17 protein-coding genes are annotated in these 21,629 nt (G+C 48.6%); 10 read left to right on the top strand and 7 right to left on the bottom strand.

Going from position 1 to position 21,629, the window contains the following annotated elements; translation table 11 throughout:
• Positions 1-71 precede the first annotated feature (71 nt).
• The 3 genes from H7F31_RS31280 to H7F31_RS31270 all read left to right on the top strand — a co-directional run bounded on the left by H7F31_RS31280 (position 72) and on the right by H7F31_RS31270 (position 2,078).
• Positions 72-914 (top strand): sulfurtransferase, encoded by an 843-nt coding sequence (locus H7F31_RS31280; RefSeq protein WP_187102028.1) that lies wholly within the window; start codon positions 72-74, stop codon positions 912-914.
• 264 nt (positions 915-1,178) lie between these two features.
• Positions 1,179-1,286, top strand: coding sequence for a putative holin-like toxin (locus H7F31_RS31275; protein ID WP_187102027.1), 108 nt, complete (start codon positions 1,179-1,181; stop codon positions 1,284-1,286).
• A 378-nt stretch (positions 1,287-1,664) separates the two neighbouring features.
• Positions 1,665-2,078 (top strand): GyrI-like domain-containing protein, encoded by a 414-nt coding sequence (locus tag H7F31_RS31270; RefSeq protein ID WP_187102026.1) that lies wholly within the window; start codon positions 1,665-1,667, stop codon positions 2,076-2,078.
• A 92-nt stretch (positions 2,079-2,170) separates the two neighbouring features.
• Here the strand turns inward: H7F31_RS31270 and H7F31_RS31265 are convergent, their stop codons facing one another.
• The 3 genes from H7F31_RS31265 to H7F31_RS31255 are packed head-to-tail and all read right to left on the bottom strand — an operon-like array spanning position 2,171 to position 3,032.
• The gene (locus H7F31_RS31265; RefSeq protein ID WP_187102025.1) at positions 2,171-2,359 is read right to left on the bottom strand and encodes a hypothetical protein; all 189 of its coding nucleotides are present in this window, start codon (positions 2,357-2,359) and stop codon (positions 2,171-2,173) included.
• A 38-nt stretch (positions 2,360-2,397) separates the two neighbouring features.
• Complete coding sequence (locus H7F31_RS31260) at positions 2,398-2,829, bottom strand: hypothetical protein (RefSeq protein ID WP_187102024.1); 432 nt, start codon at positions 2,827-2,829, stop codon at positions 2,398-2,400.
• Positions 2,826-3,032 carry a helix-turn-helix transcriptional regulator gene (locus H7F31_RS31255; RefSeq protein ID WP_187102023.1) on the bottom strand — a complete coding sequence of 69 codons (207 nt, stop codon included), beginning with the start codon at positions 3,030-3,032 and terminating at the stop codon, positions 2,826-2,828. Before H7F31_RS31255 ends, H7F31_RS31260 begins: the two co-directional genes overlap by 4 nt.
• Positions 3,033-3,307: 275 nt before the next feature.
• Here H7F31_RS31255 and H7F31_RS31250 point away from each other — a divergent pair, with 275 nt between their 5' ends.
• From H7F31_RS31250 to H7F31_RS31240, 3 genes are all read left to right on the top strand, one after another.
• Positions 3,308-4,306, top strand: a complete 999-nt coding sequence (locus tag H7F31_RS31250; protein ID WP_187102022.1) for an ABC transporter substrate-binding protein — start codon at positions 3,308-3,310, stop codon at positions 4,304-4,306.
• A gap of 121 nt (positions 4,307-4,427) precedes the next feature.
• Positions 4,428-6,014 carry a helix-turn-helix domain-containing protein gene (locus H7F31_RS31245; RefSeq protein ID WP_187102021.1) on the top strand — a complete coding sequence of 529 codons (1,587 nt, stop codon included), beginning with the start codon at positions 4,428-4,430 and terminating at the stop codon, positions 6,012-6,014.
• A gap of 121 nt (positions 6,015-6,135) precedes the next feature.
• Positions 6,136-7,173 carry an NAD(P)/FAD-dependent oxidoreductase gene (locus H7F31_RS31240; protein WP_187102019.1) on the top strand — a complete coding sequence of 346 codons (1,038 nt, stop codon included), beginning with the start codon at positions 6,136-6,138 and terminating at the stop codon, positions 7,171-7,173.
• Between the two features lie 185 nt (positions 7,174-7,358).
• Here H7F31_RS31240 and H7F31_RS31235 read toward each other — a convergent pair whose 3' ends face one another.
• Positions 7,359-11,042, bottom strand: coding sequence for a glycoside hydrolase family 9 protein (locus H7F31_RS31235; protein WP_187102017.1), 3,684 nt, complete (start codon positions 11,040-11,042; stop codon positions 7,359-7,361).
• Between the two features lie 739 nt (positions 11,043-11,781).
• Here H7F31_RS31235 and H7F31_RS31230 point away from each other — a divergent pair.
• Together H7F31_RS31230 and H7F31_RS31225 are read left to right on the top strand one after the other, a co-directional pair.
• The gene (locus tag H7F31_RS31230; RefSeq protein ID WP_187102016.1) at positions 11,782-12,429 is read left to right on the top strand and encodes an RNA polymerase sigma factor; all 648 of its coding nucleotides are present in this window, start codon (positions 11,782-11,784) and stop codon (positions 12,427-12,429) included.
• Positions 12,359-13,267, top strand: coding sequence for a hypothetical protein (locus tag H7F31_RS31225; RefSeq protein WP_187102014.1), 909 nt, complete (start codon positions 12,359-12,361; stop codon positions 13,265-13,267). Before H7F31_RS31230 ends, H7F31_RS31225 begins: the two co-directional genes overlap by 71 nt.
• 226 nt (positions 13,268-13,493) lie before the next feature.
• On the opposite strand, the gene H7F31_RS31220 is transcribed toward H7F31_RS31225, so the two are convergent.
• From H7F31_RS31220 to H7F31_RS31210, 3 genes are read right to left on the bottom strand one after another with little or no spacing between them, the layout of a single operon-like run.
• A complete protein-coding gene (locus tag H7F31_RS31220) occupies positions 13,494-15,776 on the bottom strand; it encodes a preprotein translocase subunit SecA (protein ID WP_187102012.1) in 2,283 nt (760 codons plus the stop codon).
• Between the two features lie 49 nt (positions 15,777-15,825).
• On the bottom strand, positions 15,826-16,272 hold the full coding sequence (locus tag H7F31_RS31215) for a hypothetical protein (protein ID WP_187102011.1): 447 nt from the start codon (positions 16,270-16,272) through the stop codon (positions 15,826-15,828).
• Between the two features lies 1 nt (position 16,273).
• Positions 16,274-16,477: a helix-turn-helix transcriptional regulator gene (locus tag H7F31_RS31210; protein ID WP_187102009.1), complete on the bottom strand. Its 204-nt coding sequence runs from the start codon at positions 16,475-16,477 to the stop codon at positions 16,274-16,276.
• Between the two features lie 268 nt (positions 16,478-16,745).
• On the opposite strand from H7F31_RS31210, the gene H7F31_RS31205 reads away from it, so the two are divergent.
• Entirely contained in the window at positions 16,746-18,485 is a 1,740-nt protein-coding gene (locus tag H7F31_RS31205) for an ABC-F family ATP-binding cassette domain-containing protein (RefSeq protein WP_187102007.1), read from the top strand.
• Between the two features lie 201 nt (positions 18,486-18,686).
• Positions 18,687-21,461: a GLUG motif-containing protein gene (locus tag H7F31_RS31200; protein ID WP_187102005.1), complete on the top strand. Its 2,775-nt coding sequence runs from the start codon at positions 18,687-18,689 to the stop codon at positions 21,459-21,461.
• Positions 21,462-21,629 lie beyond the last annotated feature (168 nt).

Here is a 21,629-nt window from a genome sequence, read left to right as displayed (position 1 = left end):
TTTCTCCTTCAGGCTTGTTTCCGGTATAATAGGACGCATGAAAGATAGAAGCTGGAAGGCGGAATGAAGCAATGAACAATATCGTATCACTGAAATGGCTGCTGGCGCGTTTATACGAGTCGGACATCGTTATCGTCGACTGCCGGTTCCTGATGGGTAAGCCGGACGCCGGCCGCGAATTATATGAGGCATCGCATATCCCGGGAGCCGTCTATCTGGATCTGGAGAAGGATCTGTCCGCTCCGCTTGACGAAGATGGCCATGGCGGCCGTCATCCGCTGCCGGACATCTTCGATCTGACCGTAGCGCTAAGCCGCGTCGGCATCAGCAACGAATCGCGCGTCGTCGTTTACGACGACCAAGGCGGCGCCATGGCGTCACGCTTATGGTGGCTGCTGAAGTATCTTGGCCACGAGCAAGTTTTCGTGTTGGACGAAGGCTTTACGGCATGGACCAACGCGGGTTTCCCGATATCGGCGGAGCAGAGAGTGCTTATACCGTCCAAGTATCTCGCTACCGTTCAGCACACGATGCTGGTCGAGATGGTAGAGGTAAAGGAGTTACTCGGCGACGAACGCGTCACGCTGATCGACTCCCGCGAAGCGCCCCGCTATCGCGGCGAGGTAGAGCCGCTGGACAAGGTCGCCGGCCATATCCCGGGCGCGATTAATCGCTTTTGGAAGGACGGCCTCGGCGAGTCTGGCGCCTGGAAGGACGCAGATGCGCAAGCCGAACGTTTCGCCGACCTGGACCGCGACCGCGAGCTGATCGTCTACTGCGGCTCCGGTGTCACGGCTACGCCGAATGTGATTGCCTTGCAGGAAGCGGGCTTTAATAAAGTTCGGTTGTATGCGGGGAGCTGGAGTGATTGGATTAGTTATCCGCAGAACCCTGTAGCCACTGGCGAAGAGTAAAAGCCTAAAGCTGTATATCAGTATTCAAATCAGAGTACATCGCTCATGTAGCGATGTACTTCTTTGCGTTGGGGATCAGGAGCCCCGAATTCAACAAGGAGTCAACTCTCGCTCTCCGAAAACATTTTCATGAGTAATCAACATCAAACCAACAGTTTTGAAGTTTCTTCACTCAGCCTCTTACAAATTATGCTATAACTAGACAAGCACGTGGAACGGCTTGCAAGGGTGGTCGGCTACCTCTCTTTGAAGGGAGGGATGCCCATGGAGGGTAAAGATGCTTTGACGTTGATGATCGGTTTTGGGGCGCTAATTGTGGCGTTGCTGACGCTGGTTGTCGCCATCGTCGCAGCGATTAACCAAAAGAAATAGACCGCCCCCCTGCAAGGTAGCGGTCTATTTCTGATCGTTTCACCGAAGCCGACCGCCTTTGAAGCGGTCTACTGTGCTGCCCGGAGTCGTGTTAGCGCACGGCTCTTTCTTTAAGTTTTATTATAACGTTCTCTATTTATACGTGCAACATGCAGAATATTGGATAGAATATTATCTTTGTATCTAAGAGAGGGGAATATTGCATGAATTAATATTGTTCTATGATCGGTCGATTGCTGGATGGCAGGTCGTCGATTCCTTTGTGCAACGGCAGATGGCAATTCCTTCTCTTTTGATGATATGATTTAAGAAATTCATAGTCAGTCGTAATATGCGAAATCGGGCAATAATTCAAAAATTCAATTCGTGAGGTGTAAGATGCTTCAGCTCGATGTTGAAATCGTTACACGCAAGCAAATGAACTTGGTAGGATACAGCGTTGGGGCAAGCTTGAATGATGATGTTTTGGGAGCGATTGTGGTTGGTCTGCGAGACAAGCTTGCATCCCGGGTTGCAGAAGTACCGCATAGTGTCGACAGGAGTATGATGTTGGTGCAAGTGTATCCGGATTGGATGATTGCGCACGTTGTTCCTGAGGGGAGGTTTCTTCGCTTCTTGCACCAAGGCGATGAAAGCAGGATTGACGCAACGCATGTGGCCATTAACGAATGGCTGGACTTACACGGTTATACCGATGCCAGAGAATTCGACATCGAGCGTTGGGCAACTCCCGAAAATCTCAAGAATGCTAACAATATTATTGAGATATATATTCCAATTGCGAAGAGGTGATGGTGAACCTGAGGCGGCTCTCCAAGGCTGGGAAAGAGTGTCGGAAGTGCCAATCTGGCAGCGTCTCGTAGATTTCAGTTCAATATCTCTTATTATGAAACAACATCGAATTTCAAAGTATTGCGATGTACTACGATATATTCACCTTTTGATTTATTCATTACTTGAGATACTTCTTTGGTATGTGTTATCTCAATCCAATCATTTTGTATATCCACCAATAATTTTACTTCCACATTATTTTCTCCGTATTTTAAACCACTATAAGATAATTTCGTCATTGTCTTCATTCCTTTTTTCATGATGAATATGTGTCGAATTACATCTCTTTAAAGTACTTCAATCGGTAATAAACGCCGTATCCAAGAATAAACAGGTAGGCAAAAGCCAATAGCAATACCACTGTTAAATCTATAGCCATCAAGGCAATTGCTGTAATTAAGGCCCCAAGCACAAAAATCATCATGTCATATGCTTTCGCTTTTGCCCGATTAGTGATCGCCAGATTACGCTCATCTTTCTTCTCGATCTCTAGCTGCTTTGCTGCGGTGGGACTATGCTTCATCGCGTAGCGCAACATTATTTCTCCCATACCGAGGCCGAACATACCAGACCCAAGTCCAACGCAGATATAAGGCAGCGCTCGCAGCAGACCTTGCGGATCTTCAATTGTTTTGATGAAGTACACACCGACTGCTAGTACGGAGAAGCCTGCAACGGTAATCAAATAAGACAAAATCGTCTTGTTCATACATTCTCATCCTCCTCGTAAATAAAGATTTCTTCGATAGTCATACCGAAAAAACGAGCAATCTTGAACGCTAAAAGGATCGATGGGTTATAACGTCCGTTTTCCAGCGAACCGATTGTTTGCCGTGACACTTCAAGAGCCATTGCTAATTCTTCTTGCTTTATTCCGCGTTGCTTGCGGATTTCTTCTAAACGGTTGTTCAAAGCTTTCATCCTCCTAATGGAAAGCTAGCTTTCCATAATGAAAGTATATCGTGCAACCCAATCAATGTCAAGTTTACTTTCCATTTCTTTCGATGAGAATCCGTGTAGCGCAAAGAAAGTGATGAGTTTGTATAAGGCCGGTCGTAGAGAATGTGTATTGAGCATGCAATCCATTTTGGGGTACAATCTACTCTAGAATAATGATAATGATTATCATTATAGTTAAATGAAATGTTTTGCTACAAAACATAAAACTTTTGGGAGTGAATTTAATCATGGCAAGATCGAGATTTATGAAAACAGGATGGATATCGCTTATAACGGCAGCAATGATTACGGTGACAGGTTGCGGCTCGTCAGGCGATGGGGCCACGGTGAATACCGATCCGCCTGCACAGGCAACGGCAGCGCCAAGCGAGGCTCCGCCTCAGGCGGAAACGCGAGTCGTAACCGATGGTTTCGGAGAGGTAGAGATTCCGACCAATCCGAAGCGAATCTCGGCTCTTTATCGTGAAGATTATTTGGTTGCGCTTGGGGTAAAGCCTATTGTGCAATATTATAACCCGATGTGGGGCAAGCAGGATTACTTGAAGCTGGAAGTGCCGTTGTTCGACGTGACCGGCAGCATCGAGGCTTTGCTTGTGTCCGAGCCGGACTTGATCATCGGCGCCGGAGAGGTCGATGCAGCGCAATACGAGCTTTATTCCAAGGTTGCGCCGACGTTCCGCTTGCCGGACGACGTACTAGCGGATTCGCGCAAAACATTGACCTTAATCGGCGAATTGCTTGGTCTCAGCGACAAGGCGGAGCAGGTTCTTGCCGATTACGAAGCCCGTATTGCCGATGTGAAGGCAAAGCTGAACGCGGCGATTGGCGATGAGAAGCTTGTTGTTCTGCGGATGAACGTCGTAGACAAATCGATAAATATTTTCGGCATTCATAACACGTTCGTCGGACAAATCTTGTATGAGGATCTTGGGCTGAAGGCGCCGGGCTTCGCCGAGGCGATGACGGAGGGCAATATCGTCTTGTCGAAGGAGGTCATTCCGGAGCTTGACGCGGACCATATTATTTTGCTTCCGTCCAACGGGACATGGGAGGATGAGAGTACCGCGCAAGCGCTTGAGGAAATGAAGGCAGATCCGTTATGGCAGACCGTCCCCGCATTTAAGAACGGCCATGTATATCCCGTAGAGAGATCGTATTGGCAGACGGGAGCCATTACGGCCAACGGGTTGAAGATGGATGAATTACTTCGGTTGCTGGCTTCTTAACAGGAAATAAGAGTGATTTGGGAAAGAGCCGCTCCTCAACGAAGGTTGATGGGCGGCTCGTTTTGATTTACACTATATTTAATGAGAATGAATATCAATTAAAAGGCGGTTGATAGTAACGATGGATATCGAACGGCGCAAACAAGCTGGGACTGCTTCTTTAGTCCAATATGTGCTGCGGTCGATCCGCTTAATCGTTGCGGGCGAGCAAGCAGGAATGAGTGATTTGGACGGCAGCGATAGAAACGATACGGAAGGCCTTGAACTGATCATTATAATGAGCGGGACGGGACAAGGAAAATGTTATTTGCAGGGACCCGGAAGATCTTTATTCCTTGATCAAGAGGTTATGAGCTGCAGCTATTACCGAGTGAGCTTTGCGACGAGCGGTGATGCAGCTTCGAGCTTGCTGCCGGATAAGCAAGAGCTTGCCTGCGCACCCTTCGCGAAGATGATGGAGCTGCTTGACGAGTTATATGGACTCCGCGGAGCGACAGGCGAGCTCGAGCTGTTCCAACGATTTGTGAGATTTCAAGAGCTGCTGCTCTTTCTATTCCGCCAAAATGCACCTGCTGCCGAGGATAAGGAAACGGATAGCGAGCGGCATGGGGTAGAGCTTAGCATACGGCATATTCATCAGTATTACCGTGAGCTTCTGACCGTGGAGGAGCTGGCCTCCCTCGCAGGCATTGATCGCTGGAAGTATACCCGGCTGTTCAAGGAGACTACGGGTCAAGTTCCGCTCCAGTACTTGAATGAAGTGCGAATTAATCAAGCCAAGAGGTGGCTGGCAAGCGCCGATGACAAGCTGCTCGATATTGCGCTGAATGCAGGTTTCAACAATGAATATTATTTCAATCGTCGCTTCAAGCAGACGGTAGGCATATCGCCAGGACAATACCGTCGCAGCCGCAAGGGACAGCTTAGAGTAGTGGCGCCGTATTTGGAGGATTTCATAGTCGCGCTGGATATGCAGCCTATCGCCCAGTATTGGCATGCGAAATGGGGTAAACAAGACTATCTAGGCTTAAACCATATTCCGACGTTTGACGAGAACGGCGGCAACTTTGACGCGCTTTCCGGCTATAAGCCGGATCTGATATTGCTTATGGATCGTTACGAGCAACAGCAATATTCCCAGTGCCGACGCATATCCAACACGTGCATCTTGCGGGAGCAGACCAATAATTGGCGCACGCTGCTGCGTACCGTCGCCGATTATTTCGGCCGTACGGAGTTGGCCGACGATGCTATCGCAAAGTATGATTTCAAAGCACGGAGCGCGAGTCATAAGCTGAGTCGGGTTATGAAAGATGAAACGGTCGCTTTTTTGCGTATCTCGGCGGACCACATTATTCAATATACGGACGAAGGGCAAGGCTTTGTTTCGACTGTTCTCTATGGCGATGTTGGCTTGCGCTCCCACTCCGCGGTAGGTATAGCTTCAAAAGCGAATAAGCCGGGCATGTTCAATCTCTCTGTAGAGGATCTGCGTACGTTAACCGCGGATCATCTGTTCATTACTTTCGATAAGTGGCATAGCCAGGCAGAAGGAAAGGAGAGAGAGCTGCTGGAGCAGCCAGAGTGGCGCGATCTGCCCGCCGTACGAAACAACCGCGTTTACGAAGTTGATTTTCTAACTTGGATGAATAACGGAATTATTTCCAACGGCAAAAAAATCGATGATATTCTGCGATCGTTAGCTTAATTTGTATAAGGCAACCGTCGATTTTGTCCATTGTTATTGTCACGTTGCCGAATCTACAATTAAGTTGATAATGATTATCACAGCATGGACGTTACATGAGCCGGCTGGAGGAGGACTTCGATTGACTGAGCAGCTTGAATTATACGATGTGACGATTATCGGCGGTGGTCCTGCGGGAATGTATACTGCTTTCTATAGTGGAATGCGCGATTTAAAGACGAAGCTAATAGAAGCGAAAGACGAGCTGGGCGGGCGGATGCTTATTTATCCCGAGAAAATGATTTGGGATGTCGGAGGTGTGGAGCCGATCCTATGCGAGAAGTTAATCGCTCGATTATCGGAGCAAGCGAAGACGTTCGACCCGACAATCTTATTCGGCCAGCACATCATCGGATTGGAGAAACAAGCGGATTCGACGTACATTCTGGAAGCGGCAACGGGGGAGAAGCACTGGACGCGCACGGTCATTCTGGCTATCGGCCGCGGCATTCTGCGAATGGCGAAGCTGGAGCTGGAAGGGGCCGAGCGCTATGAGGTGTCCAATCTGCACTATACGGTGCAGGAACTGGAGCCTTTTAGGGGGAAACGAGTGCTTATTTCGGGTGGGGGAAACTCCGCTGTCGATTGGGCGAACGAGCTGGTTTCCATCGCTGCCCAGGTTACAGTCGTGCATAGGCGCGACCGCTTCGGCGGACATGAGAAAAACATTGTTCGAATGAAGGAGTCTTCTGCCGAGGTGCTTACGCCATATGAAGTTACGCAGTTGTACAGCGGCAACGGAAAGACGATTGAACGGGTGACGATCACCCATATCGAATCAGGTGACTCGCGCGAGCTGGAAATAGACGAGGTTATCGTCAACCACGGGCTGAAGTCCGATTTTACAGGTATCAAGAATTGGGGACTGGATATGGACGACTGGAACATATTCGTCAGCCCGAAACTTGAGACGAACTTGCCGGGCATCTTCGGGGCCGGCGACTTCGCCAATTACGAAAGCAAGCTCAACCTGATTGCAGGGGCGTTTACGGATGCGGCCTTAGCGCTTAACAGCGCCAAACGGTACATCGATCCCGAGGCGCCGAGAATGGCCTATGTATCGTCGCATAACGAGAGGTTTAAAGAACGGAACAAAGCGCTTGGCGTATCCGATGAATAGAAAGGTCTGCTATCAATAGATGACCGGATCGGAGCGATGAATCTCTGTCAGAAGGGATTCGACCTTATTCTAAAGGTTGACACTAGTGTAGAGGTTATTATAAATTTCAAAAAAAGGTACAGCCTCTTCAATTTTCTTGAAGGGCTGTACCTTTTTCTGAGAGACGTGCTTGAATTCGATTGCCGTCAGCTGACGGACGGGCCGGTCGCCACGGTCGTGCTGACCGCGTCGGATGTCTTATCCGTCGTCGTGAAGTAGTAAGAATGATTGCCCTTCGACAGCCTCGTGACGAGTCTGTACGCTTTGCCGTCCGCGTAGTTCGTATCGCTCGGGTTAACCTCGACCATCTGACGTACGACGCCGTCGATTACGGCCTCCACGGCATAAGGCGCTTCGTTATCGACATCCGTATACGTGACATTGAACGTGAAATTCGTCTGGCTGTTGCCGGTTGCAGCATTCACGCTGCCAGCGGTTAACGTCGGCGCGGTTCCGCTGGCCGTATTCGTAAGTTGGAAATCGTCCATGAACATTTCGCCGTAGCCCTTGACCGTCTGCTTCAGCCAGATTGTAAGGACGGCTTTCTTTCTGTTCATGTTAGCCGGAGCTGCGCTTGTGTCGAACTGCAGGTCGGTCCAGGTGGTCGGGATGCTGACCCAGCCGCCCCCCAAGGTATAACCGTTCGTACCGTCGGACATGGTTACCTTCATGCGCAGATTCGAGTGGCTCGGATTTTTCACCTTCATGTTAACGTACCGGTAGCCGTCCAAGTTAAACGACTCGTGCCAGTGCTGGAACCTGGCCTCGGAGCTGACCTGGGAAGGATTCTGCGTAAACTTGCCGACGTAATTCCCAGGCGTATCCAAAACTTTGGAGAACGTGCCTTCGTTGTTGCCGCCGTTCTGGTTCCACCAGTTCACCCAGTGGTGTCCGATCGATCCCCATACCCCTTTGCCGTCGAAATTATCGAATAGCAGCGGATGCGACGGATCCGGAAGCGGACGGGCAACCGTATAGTGCATATGGCTAAACGAATAGTTGCCGGAAGTATCGTTACCTCGAATCCTCATAATGTGATTGGATAGCGGATTGAGTGCGCTGGTGTCGAATGTGTACTCATAGGCAGCGCCGTCCAACGTCATCGGCACATAGGTACCGCCCGTTCTCACTTCTGGCGTACCGGCGTTGGTGCTGGTGAATACCGTGACATCGCCGCGTACGTAATCGCCGATAATCGGGCTTAACACCTGAAGCTCCGGCAGATTCGATGCAGAGGTTGGGGCATTGTTAATCGTGCTGAGTCCCATAACCGTGTACAGCATGCCGGCTTGGATGTTGATGCTATATTCGTTGTAACGCCATTGATTCATATTGTCCGCGCCCTGGTATCTGTCTTGATACCAAGGAGTGACGCTGTAATAATCCTTCGTATCCTTGATATTCGCTCCGCTTACCATTGCGCCAGGGATAACAACGCCTTGGCCTGCCGCAGAACCAGCTTCTTCGTCAAACCGGGTATGCAGGAAGTCGACATAGTCCGATCCGATGCCGGAAACCCAGCTAATATTCCATGGATTCTGTCCGTAAACCCAGTACATCGCTCTCTGAATGATGCGGAGCGTATCGGGATCGCCGAAGAGCTCGTAGTAACGCATCATATCCCCGATATAAGACATAAGCGGCTCGTTTACGCCGAAGTTGCTGAATTGGTTCATTGTGCCGTAAGGCGTATCGTCCATAAGCGACAAGACGTAGTGGAACTGCTGATCAAGCAGGCTCTTAATATGCGCTTGCGTCGCTGTATCGGCTACCGGATAAAATTCGGCGAGCGCAATCGGCCGCATGCTCCAATACGCCGTCGAGCTCAAGTCGTCGAACGTGAGGGCGTTGGCGGCAGCCGTTGCCGCATTTTTGTAAGCTACATCGTTTGTAAGCAGGTACATCTCGACATCCGCGAAAATTTTCGATTTGTTGGGATCCCCGTGCTGAGGGGTGGTAGTCAGATTAGCGGCCATGAAGTCGTACATCGTAACGGCAGCCGCTTCGTATTCGTTGGCTGAAACGGTTAGATCGGGAATGAGGGACGTTGCAACATCGCCTTCGGCGATTGCCGTACGGATCGCGCGTGCCGTTGCCGCGAGCGTTGCTGCGCCTTTTGCGGAACCTTCGACGCTTAGTACGTCTGTACGCAGCTTCCGGTCATCTGAATTGCCACGAATGCCATCGGTTTCTTTGTTGGGATGAACAAAGGCGCCATGATGGGAGATGTTGTACATTGCGCCGTCGAACAGATCGGAAAACTTGACCAAATAATCGCTAGCGAACATTGCTTCATCGATAAGGTCGGGAATATCGTTATTGTCGTTATCGAATTTGACGCTCGGCGAGTCGATGTTTCGGAGGTAGGCCAAGACGATCGATGCGCCTACCCATTGATTGGCTCCGTATTTGCCGTAGTCTCCTGCGTCATAATGCCCGCCTGTCAGGTCGTAGCTTGTCGTGCCGTCAAGGCTGATGGCATCGTCGAGATGTCCTGCAGGGTGGAACACTTTATCCGAAGGCGGAATCGTGCTGTATCCTGGCGGATAGGCATCGGATGTCGCCACGCTTGCGCGTTGGACGCGGTAGAAGGCGGTCATCTCGTCCTTGTAATCATCCCATACGTTGTCCGTGATGGGGAACGGGAAGGAGGAAACGCCGTTTGTCTTCACTGTGTAGTTATCGCCGATTGTCTTAATGCCGGAGATATCGATGACATAGAGGTATTTACCCCAAACCATCCCTTTGTACGTCATGGCCCCAGTGTGTAGCGAAGTATTCGAGCCGTCAATAATCTGGTAGGTGGTGTCGGCCAGGAAGGTTGTGGAGGTTACGATGGCGTTTTTATAATCGTTTGCGCCGTAGCCGACTTGGCTCACGAGGACATCAATGATGTTCGTCGATTGCGTAACGGTTGGCGAGTTCTGAGGTGTCGTGGATGCGGCAGGGGAAGAACCATCGGCCGCACGGAAGTAATAGGATGTCGTGCCGACGGGCAGCTTCGACAGATAGATGTAGTCCTTGCCGTCGGCGTAGTTCGTGTCCGTGTAGTCGGCGTCACGCATGTTATAGGCTTTGTCTCCGAAAACAACCTGCATCGCGATCGGCTTGTTGTTATCCGCATCCGTGTAAGTCGTCTTGAAGGTATAGGTTGTGTTCTGATTGTTGATCGAACCCGAGTTGGACGTAAGCGGCGCAGCCGACAGGGTAGGAGAGCTGCCAGTGTTGTCTGTCGTACCCGAAATGTGATCCATTAGAATTTCTCCGTAGCCAGTGGCCGTCTGCCTCAGCCAAATTTCGAAGCGAATCCTCTTCTTATTAATTTTGGGGCTGAGCGCGTCCAGGTCGATCTGCGTATCGGTCCAAGTCGTGGGAACCGAAGCGAAACCGCCCGTCATATCGTAGTTTTTGTAGCCGTCGCTGATGACGATGCGAATGCGGGCATTGGGATAACCGGGATTTTTCATTCTAAAATTCAGGTAACGGTACCCGGACAGGTCGACCGTCTGATGCCATGGCTCGAACTTGGCCTGCGAAGAGCTCGAGGCCGGAGTCTGCGCGAATTTGCCGACTTTAAAAGTGTCGACCGTCGCTTTCGAGAATGTGCCTGTTCCTCCGGATTGGTTATACCAGTTCTGCCAGTCTTGCTTGAACTCGCCTTTGTTGTCGAAATCGTCAAAGTACAGGGGGGTGTTTGGATCGGGGAGCGGCTTGACGGCAGCATGCGCCGGCGCAGGCGCCCACACGAGCGCTTGCAGCACGACAGCCAGGCCCAGCCCAACCAAGAGAAATTTTTTAGCCCGTTCTCCTATGCGGGTAACGCTTGTCATAAAAAAACCTCCTCTACATAATGGAAAATCATTTGCGGCAATGCGATTTGACTGAATTACGTTCAATGCAAATCTCGAAAGCGCGGCGTAAGGTTCTGAGCGAGCTAACCCTCCTAAACTAAGTAATCGCTTACAAGATATAGATTAGTAGATTCTTAGAGACATGACCATGAGGTATATAAGCATCGATGTGATCTAATTGAGTAGCCTGCTTAGCGTGCGGGCTCCTCCTACGAGGTGTAAAATCAGAAACGCACTGCCGTGCTTCTTACAAATTATGCTATAATTAGACAAGCACATAGAACAGCTTGCAAGGGCGGTCGGCTACCTCTCGTAGAAGGGAGGGATGCCCATGGAGGTTAAAGATAATTTGACGCTGGTAATCGCCATCGTCGCAGCGTTTAACCAAAAGAAATAGACCGCCCCTCTGCCAGGTCGCGGTCTATTTCTGATCGTAGTTCCGAAGCCGACCGCCTTTGAAGCGGTCTACTGTGCTGTCGGAGTCGTGTTGACGCACGGCTCCTTCTTTAGTTTTATTATAACGGCATGAGTTTATACATGCAAACATAGATAAGGCGCGGTTTCTCAAATTATCAGTACGTAGTTTGAATACATCGTTTGCGGACTACGCTCCTCGGCCGATGTTTTTTTGTTTCGAATCAACAAGGAGCATTAACTAGTGTCACAAACGGCGTTGTCGGGTGTTATACAGACATAAAGGTCGAAAGGAGGGAATGCGATGGAGCTTGAGGCGGAACGGGAACGAGAAGAGGCTTCCGACGAAGGGCTCATTCGCGCCGTACGGGAAGGGGCGACTGAACGATACGAGGCACTCATTGGAAGGTATCAGCAGCGGTTGTACATCTACTGCTATCATCTGCTGATGCAGCGCGAGGAAGCGGAGGATGCGGTGCAGGAGGTATTCATTAAAGCTTACGAGAAGCTGTCGCAGTATGTGTATAACCAATCTTTTGCAGCGTGGCTATATAAGATCGCCTATCATCATTGCTTGAATGTGCTGCGTAGGCGGCGAAGAACGGCACTTCTGTCGAAGTTGCTCAAGCCGCTTGGCCATGAAGGTGCGGACGACGGGTATGCGGAGGCGAGACGGAAGGAAGTTGCGTTGCAAAGCGAGCTTGCGCTAGGGCGGCTTACGGTTGTCGAGCGGTCGCTTATCGTGCTTAGAGTAATAGAGGGGAAATCGTATGAAGAGATTGGACAATCGTTTCCCCAATCGCCTGCCGCGCTGCGCAAAAAAGTGGAGCGTGCCAAATTAAAGCTGAAGCGAATATGGATGGAATTGGAGGGGGATGCAGATGGAGAAGCAACAGACTATGCAATGGCAAGAGAGCCTGAGCTCATTGGAAGAGCGATTGCCCCGGATTGATGTGACCGATCGCGTGATGGAGGCGATTCGCAGCAAGAGCGGGAGCGGGCAGCGGCTGGAGTCGGGCCGGTCTCCGTTCAGGTGGAGGAGCGGCAAAGCATTGTACGTTTCGTTTATCGCGGCGGCTGTTATTTTTGCATGCGGCTTTGGATATGCTGCGGTATCGTGGAAGCTGTTTGCCCCGGACGGGGCGGTTTCATTGGAACTGATCAGCGTTTCACCGAATGAAGTGTCAATAGAGCCAATCGGTCCGGACTTGAGGGATATGCTGCATGAAGGAGAAGCGGGTATTTTTTATTTGAGGGATCAGAATCGATATATCGGACTTGCGCATGAGCGGGAATATGGCGATTTGGAATTTGAGCAATTTGCAGCCGAAACCGACTTGCATGCGCCGCTACGCGAGCTGGGAGACGGCTTTGTTTTCCATCAGGGAACACTTATGCATGATTTGAACAAGTTCGCGCACGATTTGAACTGGGGGAACCCGGGTGGGGATGAAAGTGTCAGCTTGCGTAAGGTGCCGCTTGGCAAGACTACCGGTTACAGTGCGGTATATCGAGATAGCAGCGGGCATCAATTGACGCTGAGCGCTTGGTACAACATACCTGACCGGCAGATTTATTCAAGCGAATTGGATAAATTGATTAAGGAAAAAGTGACGATCGGCGAAATGGAGGCATTTTATCTGAAGGATATAGACAGCGATATGCAAAGGATGGCTTGGGCGGAAGGCGAAGGAGAGCTTTACGTATACTATCAGTTGTTCGATTCGGCGATGGATAAGCTCCCGCGGGAGCGGTTTGTCGAAGTCGCGGCTGCTATAGTGGGACAATAATTCAGAGTCAACGTGCCCTCGGTGGTGAGAATAGAGAGAATCCGGCAGCGGCTGGTGACGAAGAGAAGGCAGGCTTAATCGGCATTATTTGACTCGGAGTACATTGCTCATGTGGCAATGTGCTTCTTTGTGCTATCTATCGATCACGCGTGTCGTTACTGTCGACGGGAGGGTCGTCGGCTTTGCTTCGGCACGTCCACCGACGACTTCCTCGAACTCCGCACCATCAAAATTTCGACCACCCGAATACCGGCCGCAGCATCCTGCGCATCCAATAAGCGATTATCGTCCCCGGGTTCCATGCACCGCGATTCTGCAGGAACTCCAAATATTGATCGTTGATGATATAAGTCCAAGTGGAAGCAGGGGTCTTTAGCCCGAACTTTTCCCACATCGCCGGATCGTTGGAACCTCCCAGCTTTATGAGCATATCCGCAGATTCTTTATCGATGTTAGCCGGAATTTCCGCAAATGCTTGGATGATCTGCTCATGGAATTCGTCGATTGGATTGCGGTTAGTAAGGCTCGTCAAGTGGATGCTTTCGCGAATGTAAGAAACGTATGCCAGATGCTCGGCCCAGAACTTGTCTATAAAATAAAGCCGTACCCGCTGCTCCGAAGCGCTCATCGGCGCCTTGCCATTCAAAATATCAAGCCGCTCCGCGTATAACATACGTCTTTGATCCTCCACCATATCCGAATAACTGTTTAGCTCCTGGCGGATATGGAAGTTTTGGCCCATGATCACGCGCTGAATATGCGAAATCTTGCTGGGGAGCACGGATTCGCTTAGAGCTTCATCCTGTCTGAGACCGCGCAATTCTTTATCCATGCCGAACTTAAGCAATATCTCGTCTTCCAAGCTTACGAAAAAAACGGAAGCCCCCGGGTCGCCTTGGCGGCCGGATCGCCCGCGCAGCTGGTTGTCGATCCGCGCGCTTTGGTGCATATGCGTACCGATCACGTACAACCCGCCTAGCTTGGCGACGACTTCCCCTTGCGCGGGGTTGCCGCCCCCAAGCCGAATGTCGACGCCGCGTCCGGCCATGTTGGTAGATACCGTCACGGCGCCGAGTTCTCCAGCCTTGGCGATGAGCTCGGCTTCTTTTGCGTCGTTTTTCGCATTCAGAACATGGCAAGGTACGTCGGCCGCCGCTAGCGCCTCCGCCAGCATCTCAGACTCCTCGACGCTAGACGTTCCAATGAGAATCGGCCGCCCCGTTGCATGGACGGACGAGATTTCTTGCACAAGCGCCTTAAGTTTGGCCTCCTTATGGGAATAAATCCGGTGCGGATAATCGATCCGAATGTTGGGACGATTCGGAGGGATCGGCACGACCTCCAGCGCATAAATATCTCCGAATTCCATAGCGGAAACATGCGCGGTAGCCGTCATTCCGCAAATCTTCGGATACATGCTAAGGAAGTGTTGAAGGGTGATCGTGCCAAGAATGTTCCCGCCGGCTTTCGACCGCAGCCCTTCTTTGGCCGAAAGCGCGGTTTGCAGCCCGTCCGGCAAATGCCTATTCTCCGCCACGCGGCCGGTATATTCGTCGATCAGCTCGATTTTACCGTCCCGGACGATGTAATCGACGTCTCTCTGCAATAACAATTCCGCATGCAGCGCGCAATTTAGCGCCATTAACAAATAGCTATTATGGCTCTCGTATAAATTGCCGCATCCCAGCAGCGACTCCGCTTTCGCCGCACCCGCTTCGCTTAAATAAACGTTTCGCTTGTACTCGTCGAAGTCGTAATGATCCTCTTGCCGGAGCTGCCTGGCGACTGCCGCGAACCGGGAACCATCATCGCCGGGAGAACCAGGTTCGCCGGCGATGACTAGCGGCACCCGCGCTTCGTCGAGAAGCAGGGAGTCCGCTTCGTCGACGATGACGTAGCGGAACGGACGATGCACGGTATCGACTTCGTCCAGAGCGATCGTGTCGCGCAAATAATCAAACCCCGCCTCTTTGGCGGTCACATACGTAATATCCGCGGCGTACGCCATCCGTTTCTCTGACAAAGGCATGCCCGCTTGAACCGCGCTTGCCGTTAACCCAAGGAACCGATAGATCGGGCCCATCCAATCGGCATCCCGTTTCGCCAAATAATCGTTAAAGGTCAGTACATGAACGCCATCGCCGGATAGCGCGTGCAGATAGGCAGGCAGAACGGCGGAGAGCGTTTTACCTTCGCCGGTATGCTGCTCGATCACATATCCCTCGTGCAGAGCGATGGCAGCCATGAGCTGGACATCGAAGGGTTGTAATCCGAGCGCTCTCTTCGCGGCCTCGCAGACAAGCGCATAGGCATCGACAAGCAGCTCGTCCAAAGGCGTACCCGAGCTTGCTTCTTTTTGCAGCCGGAGGGATTCCGTTTGAAGCTGCCCATCGTCCCACGCTTCCAATTTCCGTTTTCGAATGAGCTCCGCTCTGTCCCGGTAGCCTTTAAGCCTATGCTGGTTATCGCGCTCTTTGAATTCTCGTACCCACTTGACGGCTAGATTCATCGGAATTTGAGCTCCCTTCGGTAGAAATAGGTTAATTTCTGAACAGGAATCAGACGCGGCTATACTTCCACATGGTTAGACTATAGACGAGGAACTGGCCCAATCCCAGCAACCCGAAAGTGATTAGTGTATAAACGGCATTGGAAGGGAGCAATATGACCGTTCCCACGGCTATGGGCAAGCAAGAGCTGTAGTAAATATAGACGTTTCGGCAAGCTTTGAACGTGATCCATTGCTGCCCCTCATCCACGCCCCGAATTTCAAACGGAATTGTGGCCCAGACATTAATGCGGTCTTTCGGATTTTTGCGATTATAAACTCTTACAAGCGTCACCCACAGCACGCCTAGAGGGACAGCGAAGAGGGCGCAATAAATTCTTCCCGTCGTAGTCGAAAGTTCCCCTGACAGCATTAACTTCAGAAGATAAAACAAACCTAACGTGCTAAGAAACAATAGGGTTGATAGTAACGGCGAACGCATAACCTGTGCGAACATCCTACTCCTCCTCCTTTAAATAAAAAACTTTCTCCACGGGCAGTTGAAAAGCTGCGGCAATTTTAAGCGCTAGCGTAATCGAAGGGGAGTAATCGCCTTTTTCGATTAACCCAATGGTCTGGCGAGTGGCTCCGATGGCATCCGCCAGGTCTTGCTGCGACCATCTAAAGCGCGCCCTTAGTTCACGTACGTTGTTAACAAGCATGCAAGAGATCCTTTCCGGTTGCTGATTTGAAATGATTGTAAATGAAGTTTAACAAAATGTAAACAATGTATTGCATTTTATCGCGGTTCGACTTTGAAGGTTTGCCTGTATGCGGGGAGTAGCATGAAACTTTTCCCTCTAGGTATGAGATACAAATAGATTGAAGTTGGTTATAATCAGTGTTACTCTTACAACGGTAAACTCGAAACTATAATTTGCAATACATCTAATAATAGTCTCTATTTCAGTTATAAAGAGAGGAAACACGATGATAAAAGTTGATAACTTATCCTTCTCATTTCCGCAAAAGGAACTATACAAAAACATTTCCTTTACGCTTGAAGAGGGGCAGCATTGCGCTTTTATTGGAACAAGCGGCAACGGGAAAAGCACATTGATAGACATACTGATGGATCCGGAAAGATATCTGTTCGAGGGCAAGCTGGAAATAGACCCGACTTGCAGGATTGGGCATGTAAGTCAATTCCCGCAATTCGACAAAACGAAAGAAACAACTGTTTATGAATATATTGGGGAAGAGTTTATTAAGCTACAAAATGAAATAACCGCTATTTGCGCTGAAATGGAGACTTCAACGGATCTTGATTCTTTATTAGAGAAATATCAATTCGCTTTAGATGCATTAGATTCCATCGGCGGGGAAGATTTTGAAAGCAACATAAATAAGAAGCTTAATCTGGCAAACCTCATGAAGCTTAAGGATCTTAAGGTTTCCGACCTGAGCGGCGGGGAATTCAAGCTGATTCAAGTGATGAAGGAAATGCTTAGCAGTCCAGACTTAATGATTATGGACGAGCCGGATGTATTTCTAGACTTTGAAAACCTTAATGGACTTAAGAATCTTATTAATTCCCACAAAGGCATGTTGCTGGTGGTTACGCACAACCGCTATCTATTGAATCATTGTTTCAACAAAATCATACACCTTGAAAACACGGAGATCCAAGAGTTCGAAGGGCGATATATAGATTATAACTTCTCCTTGCTTCAGACTAAGGTTGAGTTGCAGGAGCTCAAAATCGCCGAAGATGAAGAATTGGAGAGAAACGAGAACATAATCGCTAATCTTAGAGTAATCGCAACTTATAATTCAGAGGCTTCTAGAGGCAAAGCATTAAAAGCCAGAGTCAAGTTCCAAGAAAGATTGGAAGCGCGAAGAATTAAAGCGCCATTTGTTGATATTAAGCAACCGAATATTAGTTTTGGCATGGATACTGAAATGGAAGAGACCACTGTCGTACATGTCGATCTTTATAGTGCTGCCTTTGATGAGTTGCTTTTAGACAATGTGAGCTTTGAGATCAAATCTGCGGACAAAGTAGCCATTATTGGTTCGAACGGTACCGGGAAAACGACTTTACTCCGAGATATCTTTAAAAATAATCATGAGTCTATTAAAATCAATGAAGACGCTAAAGTGGCTTACTTATCGCAAAATCAAGGCGAAGTGCTAAAGGAATCTAATACCATACTAGAAGAATTCATCGATGCCGGGTTTAAAACGTATGATGAAGTTAGATCGTTTATTGCAAGCTATGGCTTTGAAGGGGAAATCGTTAATCAAAGGATAACCTCTTTATCCGGTGGAGAAAAAAATATGCTTCAATTGGCCAAAGCTGCTGCCAGCAAAGCAAACGTATTGCTTCTTGATGAACCGACCAGCCATTTGGACATCTATTCACAGATCGCGCTGGAAAAAGCTATTGCAGACTATAAAGGCGCGATTCTGATGATTTCCCATGATTTCTATTCTGTGGTTAATGGTATGGATTATGTGTTAATCATTGAAGATAAGACGATCAGAAAGATGAGCATTCGAAAATTTAGACAGATGATTTATGCCAGCCATTTTGACAAGGACTATCTAGAAAAGGAACAAAATAAAAGATCGGTTGAAATGAAAATTGAACTGGCTTTAAAAAATAATGAGTTTGAACTCGCAAAAGTATGGGTTGATGAGCTGGAAGAGCTGATCAAGTTGCTTTAAAGAGATGCTATTAGGCGACCACCTGCGGCCGGATTCGATGCGCTGCAGGGATGGGCGCCTTCTTTGTGTGTTGTTGGAGGTTGCTGGAGGTGTTTAAGCTGCCAGCGAATGCAACATAGGGGTTCTTTCAATTTTCTTTTAAGTCCGTGTGCTATCATTCCTATCAAATCTATTTTTTTAGATTATCGAAGGAGGATACAAATGAGTTTACGCAATTGTAGTAGGCAGGCCATTACATATTTACTTGTGTTATTAATGGTGTTTAGCTGTATTCCAAGCTGGAGCAATCCAGAACGAGTTTCTGCTGCAGGAACCTTTGCTGGTGGAGACGGGTCGGAAACTAACCCCTATCTCATTTCTACTGCCGATCAGTTATATGAGATGAGGAATTATCTCGGAAGCTATTTTGAATTATCGAATGATATTGATTTGAGCGATTATGATTCTATGAATTCATGGCAACCAATAGGTGAAGATGCGGCTCCCTTTACAGGAGGTTTAGATGGTAATCACTATACCATTTCGAATTTGTATGTCGATACTCAATTTGCTGATTTCAGACTAGGATTATTTGGTTACATGGATAACCCTAAGGCTATCAAAAATCTAAATCTTAGGGACGTTTATGTAGCAGGCGAATACGAGGTCGGCGCTTTGGCAGGTTATGTCAGTAACGGAATATTTGAAAATATTACGGTCACGGGTTCAGTATCCGGCTTGCAATATAGAATAGGGGGGCTCATTGGTTACAGCGAATCATCAACCCTTACGGATATAAGTGTTACGGGTAATGTAACAGGCCATGATGATACTGGCGGAATAGCGGGATATAGCTACGATAATACCGTTAATAACGTTTATTTTGACGGGAGCGTAACCGCTGACCATTATTATATAGGTGGTCAATTCGGTAGATTTATAGACGGCACTATTAGTAATAGCGGTTCGAGGGGGACTGTGTCGGGGCATCAATATATAGGCGGCCTGGTAGGTGGTCTTGAAAACTCTACAGTCAGCCAAAGCTATTCTCATGCCAAACTAACTAATACGGATGATGACATGGGCGGGCTAATCGGGAACAGTATGGATTCTCATATTGAACATTCCTATGCTACGGGTAACGTAACGGGACAAGATGATCTAGGCGGGTTGGTCGGGTACAGTGAAAAAACATCAATCGAATACTCCTATGCTACCGGTAATGTTTCGGGTGGCGATGATGTCGGCGGTTTGGTAGGCGATAACGAGGGGGGTACGATCTCCTATAGCTATGCCACGGGGGATGTTGTTGCAACCGATGAATTTATTGGCGGATTAGTGGGCGAGAATGAAGTAGCGGATGACGGGACGGATTCGATCGTTCAATATAGCTTTGCTACAGGAAATGTAACCGGAGATAGTGAGGTAGGCGGAATTGTAGGCTACAATTACGGGGGTATTGTCCGCGAAAGTTATGCAACGGGCAACGTAACTGGAAATGTCAATGTAGGTGGTTTAGTTGGAGATAATATTGTAGGTTTGGTTGAAAATAGCTATTCGATTGGCGCTGTAACTGGAAATACGGTTGTCGGTGGCTTAGTTGGATCTAATGCGGGTGGAATAATCGAAAACAGCTATTATGATACAGATACATCAGGACAAGCGGATAATCAGGGAACCGGATTACCTTCAAACGACATGAAAGTAATAGACTCCTATGTGAATTGGGATTTCGACAGCATATGGACCCTAGACGATCAAAACAATGGCAACCCGTATTTAAAGCGACACAGGGATCTCAGCGGATTGAGTTTATCCCTGAATGTGGCTCTAAGTCCGGCTTTTGATAAGGACGTCACTAGTTACACGGCAAGCGTTGCAAATAGTGTTGGCAGTATTAAAGTGACGCCGTCTACAGTAGCGAAAAATGCCAAAATGATCATCTCCATTAATGGTGGCGCTCCAAGAGAGATAAATAGCGGTGAACTCAGTGACGCGCTGGATCTAAACGTAGGGGAGAATACGATTACTATAGTCGTTGCATTACTAGATGGAGTAATTTCTAAGACGTATACTGTAACGGTTACTCGTAATCAGTCGCTGAGTTATATACCAATTCCAAGCTCTAATGCTAATCTTGAAAAAATTGTTTTCTCGGAAGGGCTGCAACTAGATCCCGCATTTAACCCGAATATATTGAGTTATAAGGCAAATATAGAGAGCGGTATGGAATCTATTAGAGTTAAGCCAACGTTAGGGGATAACCAAGCGAAAATAGATTTACGAGTGAATGGGGTGGCCTACCCGGTTGCAAGCGGTAAAGAGAGTGAAGATTTGCCGCTTGTTGTTGGAACGAATGAGATCGAGATTACGATAACAGCGTCTAACGGTACTGTTAAAGTTTATCATTTTACAGTCGAACGTGAACAAGAAGCAGTGGTTGAGTACACATGCACATTTAAGGATATTGAAAACCATTGGGCAAAGGACGACATTTGCGAAGCGGCAAGGTTGAAGGTTATTGAGGGGAAGGATGCCAACCATTTCGCGCCAAATGCAGCTGTTACACGCGCGGAATTTATCGCGATGATACTTCGTGCGTTGCAAATGGAAGAGCTTGAGGAGTCGACGGATCCCGTTTTCACCGACCATGATCGTATTCCAGCGTGGGCTCGTACAGCCATCTATACAGCAACCGATAAAGGAATCATCCAAGGATACTCGGACGGAACTTTACGTCCGCTTGAGTCCATTGATCGAACAGAAATGGCGGCAATAATCGCTAGAACTATGAACTGGCAAGAAGGTAGTCATCAAACATCTGCCTTTTCGGATGAAGCAACGATTCCCGGATGGGCTAAGGGATTTGCTCAAATGGCGCTTGAGCACGGTATAATAACTGGTCGATTAAATCATGCTTTTGCACCTTTTGCTAAAACAACTAGAGCGGAAGCAGCGATTGTCATGTTGAGACTTCGGAAACATGTAGAAGTATAAATGTAATTAAAGTACATCGTTATGAGGGTCGCGTATTCTCATAACGATGTATTTTTATTTTTAAAGCATCATCCTATGGATTAGGATCTCCATGGCGCGGAGCTAGCTTATGATGCATCGGCACACTTGTGCATTTCGAACGGTCATATGCATCATTCTGCACTATGG

Origin of the sequence: Paenibacillus sp. PAMC21692, from assembly GCF_014303795.1 — a bacterium.
Lineage (GTDB): Bacteria > Bacillota > Bacilli > Paenibacillales > Paenibacillaceae > Pristimantibacillus > Pristimantibacillus agaridevorans.
Note: the sequence above shows the minus strand (reverse complement) of the source record. Positions and strands in the feature narration are given on the sequence as shown.